The organism is Flavobacterium sp. JP2137 (assembly GCF_050562195.1).
Classification (GTDB): Bacteria; Bacteroidota; Bacteroidia; order Flavobacteriales; family Flavobacteriaceae; genus Flavobacterium.
Genome location: NZ_CP191647.1, coordinates 3025730 through 3039718, shown reverse-complemented (window position 1 = coordinate 3039718; position 13989 = coordinate 3025730). Strand labels below are relative to the sequence as shown.

The following is a 13989-nucleotide window of genomic DNA, read 5'->3' as shown; positions in this document are numbered from 1 at the left end:
GCGTATTGGCGATGGGAGGTGTTTTTAGTACTAAATTTGATACGAAGCCGTTCAGCCCGTCTATTCCAAATACTTTGTTATGCGTTTGTAGTTATTGTTTGTTTCTTAAATAGTTAAAATATTTTCTTATGTCAATTTCCAATTTTTCGGGATATTCATAACCTAGTTTTTCGGCTAATTTATTTCCGATTTCTGAAACCAAATTTGACGTTGCAAAAAGTGCTTTCCAATTATTTTTAATGCTATTAAAGGTGAAGTTATTCGCTGTCTTTATGATTGCTATAGATTGAGATTTGCCGGTGAAATTTCTTTTACAAAGATTAGCCCGTCATAGGCCTCGTAATATATCCTATTAGTTAAAATTCTATGCAAAGGTTTAGGTTGATACCCTCCTCCACCAATCATTAAATATCTTGATTTTTTGGAGAAAAAATTAGTTGGTTCATTTAAATAAGAATCTTCCATATCTATAAAAAATATATTTTTATTTATTGACATTAATATATTGGCATATGTCTTTGGAAAAGGTTTTGTAATATGGAAAGTTTTCCAATAACTTCCTTTTTTCTTATCATTTACATTACCATTTATTTTACCTGTACCGAAGTCGAACCCTATACTATAATAATCATCTTTATAATAGTCCTTTAGATATTTCCCTAAAGTAAGTATACCGCTACCAGTATAGTACATTTCCTTTTTGTTTATATGTTCGTTATGTGCCCAAATAAAAAATTTTTTATTTTTCGATTGTTGATCAACAATGTACTTTACATTTTCAAACATTTTTAAATCCCGCAATTCAACGTAAGTAGGATATTTCTCTTTAGCGGAAGACGCAAATTCGGCATAACTGATTAAATAATTTAAAGGTCTTTCAATAGTTTGATATTTTTCTTTATCTAAATTGGAATGTAATATTTGTTGCTTTAGCTGATTTAATTTAGGAACTTGAAGTTGCCACCAATGAGTAGGTTTTTCATAATCAATCTTTTTATTTGAACAACTGTCTGCGACAATTAATAGATTTTCATCAATTTTAATGTTATTCAACAAAACAAAATCTCGTATTTCAAGATTAATTCTATCACTTGATTGTATGTCCATGCCATAAAACTTTATTTGTTCATCTTCTGGTTTTCCAATATTATAATTACGCATCCATTCCAAAAGATCTGTGATTTCTTTGGTATACCAAAATCCTATATTAAAATTATTTGCTATTGTTTTTTTATCACCTTTGCCTCCTTTTATCCATTCGTTTATTCCTTCTTCGGCTGGATAACTGTCTTCCATTATAAAAACTTTAAGGCCTTTATTTTTGACTAAATACTTAAAAAACTTTGCTTTTAGATCAAAAAATTCTTTTGTATTATGCGAAGCTTCTCCAAATCCATATATTTTAGCATTTTCAAATTTAATAGGCGTATTACTGTTAAAGATATCAAGTTCAGAATCTGGATTTGCATCTTCAATGGTGATGGAGTTATCGTTTATCCAATTTATAGTTTCTTTATTTTGTGAATAGAAAAGAACTGGAACAAGGAGTGCTATAATTGAAATTATCTTTAGCATAATATTTAAAAGTAGGTGTATAATTGTTTTTGTACAAAATAAAAACACATCTTAGTTTTGTTCAATCTCTTCTGAGGGTGTGCCATAATCTTAGTTGTATATAATTAATGGTTCATTATTTTGGTAAATATTTCCTTCTTTAATTTTTATTTTGCCAGTTTTTGTGCTACGTTCGGAATTTATTTTTTTAAGTCCATACATATATGATTGCCACATTTTTTGAGACTTTTTTATTAAGCTAAAACTCATATCACTTGTCGGACTGTAGGTTTTAACCTCTTTGTACCATAAGCCAAATAATTTTTTTATGCGTAAATAGTTATTACCCCAATTCAACACAGGATTCCTTTCAATTTTGATGTTATTTATTGTTTTATTGGAAGCAAATGTCAATTTTATATCTTGTCTGTAGTATTCCGTTTCTATATTTAGACTAATTAAATCATCGTTCCATTCTGTTTTACTACTACTAACATATTTTGAATTTACATTAAGTTTGCTAGTCAAAAGCAATGTCGAACCATTATTATTATAAAATTCTTGTGAATGTGTAAAATTCAAATGGTTTTCAGAATTATTTTTAAATATTGAATCCGTAATTTGGTAATGAATGTTTTTTGACTTGATTTCCATGACTGCTAGGTCGAAATTTTCTATATCTGTATTCTTATATGAAAAATAAATGGTGTCTCTCTTATTGTTTATTAGATGAACTAAATTATTTGTCTCTTTTTTATATAAATATTGTGCGTGCATGTCTTCTGAATTGGGATATGATACATCAATTAAAATATGTTTTTCATCAATTTTATAATTATATGTTTTGTACAATATGGAGTCGTTGTTTTTGATACTTTTATTGAGAGGAAATAATAGTGTTTTTTTTAAAAAACCATTTTTAGGATCATAAATATGTATGACTTTAAAGTCTTGAGTCGAAATGTACTTTTCCTTAATCTTATAGGTTCCACTAGGATATCTTTTAGAAATAACTCTGTCGTCATAAGGATACATTTCTATACTTTTTATCCCTGCTGGAGCTTTAAAGTTCTCTATAAACCAATAATCAGGAAATTCTTCTATAATAGGTAAATTCAAACAGTATTTAAGTGCATAATCATACGTAAACATATCTTCGTAGGGTTGTATTTCTCTTTGTCCAAAGACATTTTGCCCTATGAGTATTACACAAAGTGAAAATAAAAGTTTTATTATTTTATGGGTCAATTTCATTTATATTAAAGAGATAGTTTTAATTCTTAGAGTCAGCTGTTCTTGAATATTAGTTTTTGGAATTATAAGCATCACGTTTAACACTTGCTGTTTTGTTTAGCAAAAAACTATTCTTCCAAACTTATAATATTAATTTGGATTAATAATGTATTGAAAAATTTTATATTTATTAGTGGTTAATAATTATTTCTATATAAATTATCTCCAAATAGTCCAAGTCAGGCAGAATAAAACTAAGGAATCTTGATTATAGCTTTATTAAAGAATTCAAAAGGAGGAAGATTTGTTTTCTGATGCTTTTTAAGATAAAATTCGGAATTTTATCCAAATCGATTTTTAATGATTTAATTGTATTAAATGTATGCTTTATTTCAATTGCGCAATCATAATAGTTGTTTACTAGAATCTTTTAACTATCGTTTCAATATACAGAGAACGAAGCGGTGAAAAGGGCTATCAGGCGAATAAGGACGAGCTACTATATACGATTAAGATTTATATCTCTACCGAGAATACCAAACTGAAAAAACTGTACGACTATATGCAGAACTTGTAGTAGATAATGATAAAGTTTCGACCGAAACAAAAGCTTATCAAAAATTACCGGATATTCTATCGTTTTTAGATGATAATGGAACAGATAATATGAAACAAGAAGTTGAAGCGAATTACCGACAGATAAAGCAAAATGTCGTTCAGATTATTGAAGCTGAACTGGAGCGAATTAAAAATGATCCTGATTTGGAGTATTTGTTGAAGAATCAAGCATTGTAAGGGTGTATATCTAGTTTATTTAAGTACTAGCCTTTTCTATTATGCGAAATTTGATAAATTTTCGAGAATGATATTTAGTATTAAAAGCCTATATTTGAAATTGCAGACAAAGAAGAAAATTCTTGATTTCGCGTTTAAACATTTGTTTGTATAATTTGCCAAGTCAAGGAATAATAAACCTGAATAATAAAATTAAGCTAAAAATAAACTTATAAGTTGATTTAATGAGAATAGTTAATATATTTGCATATAGGTTATTTGCTTTTCATTATGAAGGAAATGCAGATAATGAGTATGATCAATTAATGAATCTTTGGGATGACACTGAATTTATCTATAAGTTTTTAAAAGAGAATATAGCAGATATTCCAAAAAAATAAAACAATTTCGGAGATAGCAGAATTCATTATTGATGATGCCATAGAAATCGATGAAATTTTAATTGAAATTACGGAGTCGACTGATAAATATTTATCTCATTTTTTCAAAACTTTAAACAATTTAGAAAGTGGTGTAAAAGTATTATCATTACAAAAAGGAAGGCAGCATTGCCTTAGAATGTATGCAATTAAGATTGACGAAGATGTTTTTGTAATAACCGGTGGAGCTATTAAGTTACCTTTACAACATTTGATGGAAGACCGCGTACACACAAAGGAAGAATTAAGAAAGTTAGAATGTGCTAAAGAATATCTTAAAGATAATGGCATTTTTGACGAAGACTCATTTTTTGAATTTCTAAAAGAAAATTAAAATGACAAACAAAGAGAAGTTTCTTTCTTTAGTTTCTAAAGAAGAAACACCAACAGTAGAAAGAGCAAAAGCTCGCTTAGCTAGAAAGAATTACACAAAATTATCTCATAAAATTGCCATTACAATTTTAACTCGATTAGACGAGTTAGGATGGAGGCAAGTTACTTTAGCTGATAAAATGGGAGTTTCTGCCCAACAGGTAAATAAATGGGTAAAAGGAAAAGAAAACTTTACTATTGAAACTTTAGTAAAACTAAGTGATGTTTTAGGAGTAGATTTAATGAAAGTATCAACACTTAAAGAAGACTCTAAAAAGCAAGTCGTGAAATATAGATCTTCAGAGATTTATACTGTTTCTTCTAATATTACACATTTGAAGCTTCAAATAACTAGGAGTTCAGATACGGCTTATGAAAATAATTATCAAACTGCTTAATCGATATGGGTTCAAAAGAATTACCAATTCCTTTTAAGATAGTAAAAGTAGAGGAAAACCAATTTTCTGTATTTGAACAAACTCTTGCCATCAATGAACCAATTCAACAGCAAGTAGGCTTTGGGTTTGGAGTACATATTGATAATAAAGCTATTGCTGTTGCAATGGAGTTTGTTTTGCATAAAAAAGAACAGCCTTTATTAAAACTGGAGATTACCTGTTATTTTGAAATTGAACTAAATACATTTGATGAAAAATTAAAGCAAGGGGATAAGTTAGTACTTCCTTGCAATTTTGGAAAACATTTAGCTGTAATTACAACAGGTACTGCTCGAGGGGTTTTATTTGCGAACACTAAAAACTCTGAATTCAATAAGTATTTAATTGGTTTAATAAACATTGATAAAATGTTTATGGAAGATATTATTATTGAAATATGATTTTTTACTGGATGTAGTAGCGAAATAGGCAGTTGCTACCAGGCTATTTTGTCATAATCAAAATCATCATCATTAATCTCTAAATCGGAAATGGAGCAGTTAAGTTTTTGAGATTCGGTTTTTAGAAAGTTTTCATAATCTTTGTATTCCTCAGTATAAAAAATCCCTCTTTTTAATAAATCAGGAAGTTTCCTGAAGGATTTTTTACCACCACCTAACTGAAGGAAATCAACATCTAAACTTCTCATATATTGGTAAATATATTCATTACCTCCATGTAGACCATCTTCAATAAAACCGACTAATTTCTCTGCTGTAATTTTGTCGTAATCATTCATAGCTTTTTCTAACCAAAATTCTAAGTTTAAAAGTTGAGAAATATCTAGTTTATTTGTTGGGTAATATCTCATGTTGTATTTAATAGCAACTAATGAGAATAAAAAATGTACCCATGAGATTTGTGCTCCAAAATATTTTTGCTCTTCAAATGAAAAGTGGCTTTTATTTCGTTTTAATCTTTGTTCTTCTTTTGCTTTTCTTATTTCATAAGAAAAACTACTAATTAAGTTATCTCTATTTTCAAATCCTTTTTGCGTTAATTTCTCTTCATAATTCCAAAATTGTCCTATAAAAGAATAGAAAATATCTAGGTCCTCACGAGTTCCCCAAATTTCTACTCCAATTCCGTTTTTTGTTGGTATAATGTATAACATGATTTTATTAAAAGAGGGTGATTTTTAAGTTTTAGACTGACAGTAACGTTAGTCACATAGTTTATTGCAAAAGTTGCAAATTTAGCAAGAAATGGTTGTTCTAAATAAAGGATTATTAGAATAACTATTGAGTATTAAATATTGGATGATCAAAGAATTCTTTCAAATTTATATGGAAGGTTTCACATATTTCCCCAATAGTATATATTGTTATACCTCTAGTATTATTTAAATTGGTCCAGCGGTTTATTGCCTGTCTATCTTTTAGCGAAAGAGATGCAAGCTCACTTTGATTAATTCCTTTTTCTTTTAATAAGAGATTTATTCTAGATTTAATCTTATTTTTTAATTCTATGTCTTTAGTAGTCAGTTTTGCCATAAAACAATAATAGGTCAATATTAATATTTTAATGTAATCCATTTGGTTTACAATGTTTTTTTTGTATATTTGATTAATTATTACATTTAAAATGTAATTTTGCGATACTTTATATAGGAAAAATTAAAGCTATTGCTTAGACTCTCGACTTGAAAACTGGTAATTTTTAGCAACGAGATGATAAGTAGATTAGCTCACGACCATGGCGTGGGCTCACTTATCTGTTGCACGGTATACCAGTACCTCAAGTCAGAATAATGTGAGTTTCACGCCTTTTCTATTTTAAAGGTTTTTACTCTTATCCTTTTCTAAGTAATTTTCTTCTATTTTAAGTTCGTCTGTTTAAATACTTGGTGTGCAACTGGTATTTATGTGTATTATCAAAAATTAGTAACTTTTAAGTTATTTATATTTTAAATTGAACAAAAAGTAGTTTATAGCTACAAAAAAGCCCTCCTGCGTAAAAGTTTGGCGACTTGTACAGGAAGGCAATTAATTAAACTAACGTATTAACTAATATTACAAAAGTATGAAAAAATTTACTTTTGCAGCACTTTCTATACCCTGGTTTTTGGTGTTGCTACTGCTTTTTTGTGAGTATAAAACTTATGCACAAGAAAGGACAATTACGCTACAAGGCGTGGTAAAAGATGCTAATGGACCCATTTCTGGAGTAACCGTGTGGCAAAAAAATACTCAAAATGGTACCCAAAGTGATTCTTTGGGACACTATTTGTTAAAAGTGCCTTATGGCGCTTTAGTAAGCTATGAATTTATAGGTTATAAATCTCAAACAATAACAGTAAAGAATTCGATAGGAAACATTTTACTTTCACAAGATGAAAGCATGATGGACGATATCTTAATAAATGCTGGTTATTATACTGTTTCCGATAAACAGCGTACCGGTAGTATTACTAAGATAACAAGTAAGGAAATTGGTCAGCAACCAGTTGCCAATCCACTGGCCGCTATGCAAGGACGTATGGCAGGGGTGAATATTACGCAGAGTAGCGGTACCCCTGGCGGTGGCTTCGATATACAAATAAGGGGGCGCAATAGTTTGCGTACCGAGGGCAATGCGCCCCTGTATATCGTTGACGGTGTTCCTTTTGCATCACAGAGCGTTTCGGATATTTATTTAACTGCTGCAATGTTTGCTGGAAATGTAAGCCCTTTAAATAGCATAAATCCAAATGACATCGAAAGTATTGAAGTATTAAAAGATGCGGATGCAACGGCTATTTATGGATCTCGTGGAAGTAATGGAGTAGTTCTGATTACCACCAAAAAAGGAAGTTCGGAAAAAACCATCTTTTCATTTCAATCAACCACATCGGTAAGTACTGTGGGAAAATTTGTGGATTTAATGAATACTTCGGATTATTTAAAAATGCGACGTGATGCCTATTTAAATGATGGAATTACCGAATTGCCAGAAAATGCGTACGATGTAAATGGTACTTGGGACAAACTTAGATATACCGATTGGCAAAAAGAGTTTATTGGCGGTCAGGCTATATCTCAAAACACACAATTCTCTGTAGGTGTAGGCTCGGGGCAAACTTCTTATTTGCTCAGCGCAAGTCACAGAAAGGATGGAACGGTTTATCTTGGGGATTTCGGGTATAAACGAACTAATTTTCTTCTAAATGTAAATCATCAATCTAAAAATGAAAGATTTAAAATACAGACTTCGATTCAGAAAAGTACTCAAAAGAATCGTTTGATGGCAATTGGCATGACTAATCATATATTACTGGCGCCTAATGCTCCAGAGTTATTAACTAATACCGGTGAACTCAATTGGGCGAATAATACATTTGAAAACCCTTTAGCTAAATTAAAGGCAAAGTACTTATCCGAAACAGATGACTTTATTGGACAACTTACCATGAGTTATAAAATAGGTAAAAGTTTTTTCTTGAGATTAAATGCAGGTACAGCTATTACAGAACTTGATGAATTTCGCACTAACCCAAATACTATTTACAATCCTGCTTATGGATTAACCAGTGCTAATTCCTCCCTAGTATATTCCTCTTTTAAAAGAAAGAATTGGATTGTTGAACCCAAAATAAATTGGACTTATGATGTAAGCAATGGAAACTTTGATGTATTACTGGGAACGACCTTTGAAGTGCGAATTCAAGAGGGGAGAAGTATAACAGGTAGCAATTTTACTTCTAATGATTTTATTTTGAATCTTGCCAATGCCACTTCTCAAACCGTTACCAGGGATACGGAGTCGGTGTATCGCTACACAGCTGTGTTTGGTAGGTTAAATTATACCCATCAAGGCAAATATATTGTCAATCTTACCGGAAGAAGGGATGGGTCAAGTCGGTTTGGTGTCAATAATCGTTTTGCAAATTTTGGTGCTATCGGTGCTGCATGGCTGTTTTCTCATGAAAAAATCTTCGAAGAAAGTTCTTGGCTTCGTTTTGGGAAACTGCGCACCAGTTACGGAATTGCAGGAAGTGATTTAATAGGTGATTACCAATACTTGGATACTTTTGGTATCAGTAACCAAAAATATGATCAAGGGGTAGGCTTGGAACCTTTAAGACTCTATAATCCCAATTTTAGCTGGGAGTCTAATAAGAAGTTAGAGGCAGCCTTGGAATTGGAATTGTTTGGCGGGAAAGTTGCTCCATCAGTAGCTTTTTATAAAAACCGCTCGTCCAATCAATTGGTAGGCATTCCATTACCCGGTACTACGGGGTTTAATTCAGTACAGGAAAATCTAGAAGCAACTATCGAAAATACGGGATGGGAATCTACACTCAGAACCTTGAATTTAGATAAAAGAGATTTTCAATGGACGACAAGTTTCAATGTGAGTATCCCACGAAATAAGCTGATTTCATTTCCTAATCTGGAAGAATCGACCTACGTTAATCAATATGTAGTAGGAAAACCTATCACCATTAAAAAAGTATATCATTATTTAGGAGTTAACAAACAGACAGGACTTTACGAAGTAGAAGATATAAATAATGACGGGGAAATTACCATAGAAGATCAAATAAAAGTTGTGGATATTGGTGTCAATTTGTTTGGAGGGATTACCAATAACCTTCAGTATAAGAAATGGTCATTGGACTTTACCTGGCAGTTTGTTCAACAAAAAAACTATACCCCCGATTATTATGGTAATTTATTAGGAAATGCTACAAATGCACCGCAAAGATCCAATGATTACTTTTCGCAGGATAACCCTGATGCACGGTATCAAAAGCCTACGACTGGTGCAGACGCGGCAGCACAGCAGACTTTTTGGGAATATAGGGCAAGCGACGGTGTTATAGTTGACGCATCTTATATACGACTCAAAACCCTTCAGTTACAATATGATCTGTCGGGAAAATGGCTGGGAAATACTAAGGCCTCCCTATATCTTCAAGGGTATAATCTTTTAACGTTTACTAAATTCTGGGGGAGTGATCCAGAGACTATAGGGGTTTTATTACCAAGCCTTAGAACCATTGCTTTTGGCTTTAATTTAAATTTTTAAATACGAAGCTGATAAAGTAATCTCTTAAGATGCTCTTTATATATACAAGGGCATTACGAAGATGATAAGATAGGATTTTAAACAAAAATATAAACAGCATATGAAACATTTTTTTATATATGGGTTCCTGTTATTTTTATTGATAACGGCATTCTTCTGTGGGTGCAGTGATTTCTTGGATATTGATGCACCGAAAGATCAAATAGATCGTACAAAAGTTTTTAATGATGATCAGTTAGCCACAGCTGCACTGACCAATACCTATACCCTTATGAGAAACAACGGTTTTCTAAGTGGCAATACCAGTGGTGTAGGTTATTTGTTAGGATGTTATACCGATGAATTAGAGGTGACGGATCCGCAAACGATTTATTACAAGAATTTTTATCTATGTACGGTAGTAAGCAACAATACGGCATTGACAGAATTATGGAATCATTCCTTTAAACAGATTTACAATGTTAATACCATTTTGGAAGGCATTGAACTGTCAACTGGATTAACAGAAAGTGTCAAAAATCAACTGTATGGGGAAGCACTGGCAATTAGAGGAATCTTACATTTTTATTTAACACAGACCTTTGGCGCAGTACCTTATGTTACCACTACAGATTATAATCTCAATAAGCAAATAGGCAAATTAGCAAATGATCAGGTGATGCAAAAGGCTATAGATGACCTTGTAGAAGCCGAAGAGTTACTCTTAGATCAATATCCGACTTCAGAGCGGGTGCGTATCAATAAATCAGTAGTACAGGCATTTCTGGCTCGTATGTATTTGTATACCGAAAATTGGGCATTTGCAATAGAGTATACGCAGAAAGTAATTAATAAGCCTGCATTTGAGCTAGAAGATTTGGACAACGTTTTTTTAAAAGAAAGTAAAAGCGCAATTTGGCAGTTTAAACCTGAGATAGAAGGATGGAATACCTTAGAAGCGGATGCCTATGTCTTTGAAGCATTACCTGCTCCATATGCTCGTTTGTCTCAATACCTATTAAACGATTTTGAGCCCAATGATTTACGTAAAGTTAAGTGGGTAAATACAGTAGGAAATCTTCAAGAGAACTCACATGCATATAAATATAAACAACGAGGTAGTAGTTCTCCTTCAAAGGAATTTTCCGTTATTATTAGAATAGAGGAAATGTACCTCATTGCAGCTGAAGCAACAGCAGCTAATGCTGATTGGCAGTTATGTAATGACATGCTCAACAGCATTCGTACACGTGCTGGATTATCTGAAGTGAGCGTTTTTGACTATTCAACAGCCCTAGAAGCAGTTTTACAAGAACGAAAAATAGAATTGTTCTGCGAATTTGGACACCGTTTCTATGATATGAAAAGAACTAATAGGTTAGGGGTTCTTGCAACAGTAAAACCCAATTGGCAACCTTACTTTGCGTTACTACCCATCCCAGAAAATGAATTGTTGCTTAATACTAATTTACGTCCTCAAAATATAGGATATTAATAATTTTCAAAATGAAAAACACTTTTTTTTATATTGTTTTTTTGTTAGTTGTACTAGTCTGCCCAACTTATGGGCAGGCTCAAACTAAAGGTTTTGAACGCATCATAAATGATAAGATTTCAGACTCGGGCAATGTCGTTACTTTTTTTTCCAAAATAAATAATCAAGTAACGCTAATAGCAAAAGATATCAAACGCAATAAATCCTACAAGATGTCAAATATAGTAGCTCAGACAGTCTTAACAGAGGACTACTTGGTTACTTTTAATTTTTATAATAAACAGCTCTATATTTTGAATTTTGAAAATTCAAAAATAGATACTATTACCAATGTAAGCGCCTTTGAAAGCATTGGTGAGTCACAAAGAATTATCATTGATAGAACTGCTGAGAATCGTTTGGAGTTACGGGATTTGAAAAAAAATAAACGATGGGGTTTTTCTGATGTGAAAAAATATTTCTTTTCACAGGATAAAATGGAATTGTTTGTTGTCAATAAGAAAAATGAAATTAGACTCGTTGATGTAACCAATGGGATGGCTTCTACAATAATGAGTAGAGAACTTGATGGTTTAAGCATTAAAGGAATTCTTACTTCAAAGAATAATTCTGCGGCCTATATTATGGCTCACGATAGAAAGGAGCTATCGATATTTGAACTGAAAAACAAAAGGATAAATCATATATTTAATCGTCCACTGTTAGATTCTGAGACAAAATCAGCTATTGATACCCTTTTTTATAAAACCCTTTTAATGGATAGTAGTCATATTGCTATAACAGTTAAAAAGGCTGATGATAGGCCACTTTCCAATAAAGAGCTCCAAATATGGAGGGGACGATCTAAGAAAAGTGAATCTATAACAGATCAGCAAATAAGAGCTAACGATCAGCTAGCCCTTATTGATTTAAAAAACAAGAAATGGATCAATTTCTTTTCAGACAAATCAAAAGAATTTAGGATTAATCAAGCAAGTCAAACTATTTATGGGTTTGAATGGAATGAAGACTTATCAAAACAGTTCCCTAAAATTGGATTATACCAATTTGATAAAAATAACGAAAAACTGGAATCAGTCGGAGTATTTAACGGAGCTCATTATAATTATTTTCAAACCAGTCGACTTCCATATCTCTTCTATTTTAAAAATAAAGATTGGTATTATTATGATCCTCAAAAAAAACAACACAACAATATAACTGAAAAATCGGAAGATGTTTTTTTTAATAAAGAAAACGAGTATGCGGAAATCAAAGAAGATGAGGGATACCAGAATTTCGGAATTATGGATGATAATTCTTTGATTTTTCATGGTTTTAATGATGTATGGCAATTTGATACCAAACAAAAAAAGTTGGTAAAAAGAACAAGAGGCAAAGAAGAATATAAACGTTATACAGTTCAAGATTGTAATTTTTTATCCACTCCAATACAGTGGTCATGGAATTACGAAAAAGTAGCCGTTGGTTATAAAAATCTGTTATTAAAATGGGTGAGCGAAGATTATAAGCAAGAAGGACTATCCTTACTAAGTAAGTCAGGAAATTTCACACCGTTACTGTCAAATAAATCTCAGATTATTCAGATTCAAAGAAGTGAGAATTATATTACCTACATCAAAGAAGCTGTTAATCTAACTCCAACCTTGTATAGGTTTAATATCCAAACTCTAGAGGAACAGCCTGTTTATCAGAGTAATCGTTGGGATACTGTAGCTAAAGAGTTAAAATCAGAATACGTGCAATGGAAAAATGAAAAGGGTGAAAATAGGGCTGCAGTAGTACGATATCCAATCAACTATAACAAACTAAAGAAGTACCCAGCTATTTTCTTTATCTATGAAAAAAGATACAACAAACAACATTATTATACCTCTCCGTATCAAATAATCTCAGGTGAGATTAATCGAAGAACCTATATGGATGATGGGTACTTTGTGATTGAACCAGATATCTATTTTGAAATGGGAAATACGGGTAGGTCTGCGTTTGAGAATGTGAATGATGTAGCAGATAAGCTATGTAAAGAGTATGGTATCGATAAGAATAATCTGGGGCTGTTTGGGCATTCTTTTGGTGGATACGAAACCAATTTTATAATCACACAGTCAAGTCTCTTTAAAGCGGCGGTATCAAGCGCGGGAGTAGCAGATTTGAACAGTTTTTACCTAACCGTGAATTGGGAAACTTTAAAACCCGATATGTGGCGAATGGAACAACAGCAATGGAGATTGGGAAAAGGAATGTTTGACGCACCCGATAGTTATATGAGAAGTTCTCCTATGAGCTATATTTCACAAGTAACTACACCACTGCTTTTGATAACAGGAAAGGAAGATTATCAAATAAACTGGCAGCAGTCTGTGATGATGTATGTAGCTTTAAAAAGGTTAGGAAAAGAAGTTAATCTTTTATTATATCCAAATGAAGGACATGTTCTTATGAATCCTGAAAATCAAAAAGACGCTGAATTTAAGATGAAGAGTTGGTTTGATTTTTATCTTAAAAATAAAGAAGAACCTTCTTGGTTAATAGAAGGGCTGCCTTAGGCAGCCCTCTTTTTAAATTACAATCTGAATAATTGCGTAGAACAAGTTAGCAATTGATTGTTTTCAATCGGTGATGCCCATACCTGATTTCCGGGGAGTGTAACACAAACTGTGTCATCTCCTTTTTCTTAGCTCTGGGACTTAAG

Annotated in this window: 13 protein-coding genes; 8 read left to right on the top strand and 5 right to left on the bottom strand. The window is 31.9% G+C overall.

Features of this window, described 5'->3' with window-relative positions; all coding sequences use genetic code 11:
* Positions 1 to 91: 91 nt before the first annotated feature.
* The 3 genes from ACQZ43_RS13495 to ACQZ43_RS13485 form a co-directional block, all read right to left on the bottom strand.
* Positions 92 to 274, bottom strand: coding sequence for an aminoglycoside 6-adenylyltransferase (locus tag ACQZ43_RS13495; RefSeq protein ID WP_430615682.1), 183 nt, complete (start codon positions 272 to 274; stop codon positions 92 to 94).
* A 5-nt stretch (positions 275 to 279) separates the two neighbouring features.
* Entirely contained in the window at positions 280 to 1575 is a 1296-nt protein-coding gene (locus tag ACQZ43_RS13490) for an erythromycin esterase family protein (protein ID WP_430613212.1), read from the bottom strand.
* Positions 1576 to 1665: 90 nt separating this feature from the next.
* Complete coding sequence (locus tag ACQZ43_RS13485) at positions 1666 to 2808, bottom strand: hypothetical protein (RefSeq protein WP_430613211.1); 1143 nt, start codon at positions 2806 to 2808, stop codon at positions 1666 to 1668.
* Positions 2809 to 3453: 645 nt separating this feature from the next.
* Between ACQZ43_RS13485 and ACQZ43_RS13480 the strand changes: the two genes are divergently transcribed.
* The 5 genes from ACQZ43_RS13480 to ACQZ43_RS13460 all read left to right on the top strand — a co-directional run bounded on the left by ACQZ43_RS13480 (position 3454) and on the right by ACQZ43_RS13460 (position 5211).
* A complete protein-coding gene (locus tag ACQZ43_RS13480; RefSeq protein ID WP_430613210.1) occupies positions 3454 to 3582 on the top strand; it encodes a hypothetical protein in 129 nt (42 codons plus the stop codon).
* Positions 3583 to 3806: 224 nt separating this feature from the next.
* A complete protein-coding gene (locus ACQZ43_RS13475) occupies positions 3807 to 3962 on the top strand; it encodes a hypothetical protein (protein WP_430613209.1) in 156 nt (51 codons plus the stop codon).
* Positions 3963 to 4140: 178 nt separating this feature from the next.
* Positions 4141 to 4335: a hypothetical protein gene (locus ACQZ43_RS13470; protein ID WP_430613208.1), complete on the top strand. Its 195-nt coding sequence runs from the start codon at positions 4141 to 4143 to the stop codon at positions 4333 to 4335.
* A gap of 1 nt (position 4336) precedes the next feature.
* The gene (locus ACQZ43_RS13465) at positions 4337 to 4771 is read left to right on the top strand and encodes a helix-turn-helix transcriptional regulator (RefSeq protein ID WP_430613207.1); all 435 of its coding nucleotides are present in this window, start codon (positions 4337 to 4339) and stop codon (positions 4769 to 4771) included.
* A 5-nt stretch (positions 4772 to 4776) separates the two neighbouring features.
* On the top strand, positions 4777 to 5211 hold the full coding sequence (locus ACQZ43_RS13460) for a hypothetical protein (RefSeq protein ID WP_430613206.1): 435 nt from the start codon (positions 4777 to 4779) through the stop codon (positions 5209 to 5211).
* Between the two features lie 35 nt (positions 5212 to 5246).
* On the opposite strand, the gene ACQZ43_RS13455 is transcribed toward ACQZ43_RS13460, so the two are convergent.
* Together ACQZ43_RS13455 and ACQZ43_RS13450 are read right to left on the bottom strand one after the other, a co-directional pair.
* A complete protein-coding gene (locus tag ACQZ43_RS13455; RefSeq protein ID WP_430613205.1) occupies positions 5247 to 5924 on the bottom strand; it encodes a DUF6904 family protein in 678 nt (225 codons plus the stop codon).
* Between the two features lie 124 nt (positions 5925 to 6048).
* The gene (locus ACQZ43_RS13450; protein ID WP_430613204.1) at positions 6049 to 6345 is read right to left on the bottom strand and encodes a helix-turn-helix transcriptional regulator; all 297 of its coding nucleotides are present in this window, start codon (positions 6343 to 6345) and stop codon (positions 6049 to 6051) included.
* A gap of 487 nt (positions 6346 to 6832) precedes the next feature.
* Here ACQZ43_RS13450 and ACQZ43_RS13445 point away from each other — a divergent pair, with 487 nt between their 5' ends.
* The 3 genes from ACQZ43_RS13445 (at position 6833) to ACQZ43_RS13435 (ending at position 13843) form a co-directional block, all read left to right on the top strand.
* Positions 6833 to 9820, top strand: coding sequence for a SusC/RagA family TonB-linked outer membrane protein (locus ACQZ43_RS13445; RefSeq protein ID WP_430613203.1), 2988 nt, complete (start codon positions 6833 to 6835; stop codon positions 9818 to 9820).
* Between the two features lie 100 nt (positions 9821 to 9920).
* Positions 9921 to 11294 (top strand): RagB/SusD family nutrient uptake outer membrane protein, encoded by a 1374-nt coding sequence (locus ACQZ43_RS13440; protein WP_430613202.1) that lies wholly within the window; start codon positions 9921 to 9923, stop codon positions 11292 to 11294.
* Positions 11295 to 11305: 11 nt separating this feature from the next.
* Positions 11306 to 13843, top strand: a complete 2538-nt coding sequence (locus ACQZ43_RS13435) for an alpha/beta hydrolase family protein (protein ID WP_430613201.1) — start codon at positions 11306 to 11308, stop codon at positions 13841 to 13843.
* The last annotated feature ends 146 nt before the right edge of the window (positions 13844 to 13989 follow it).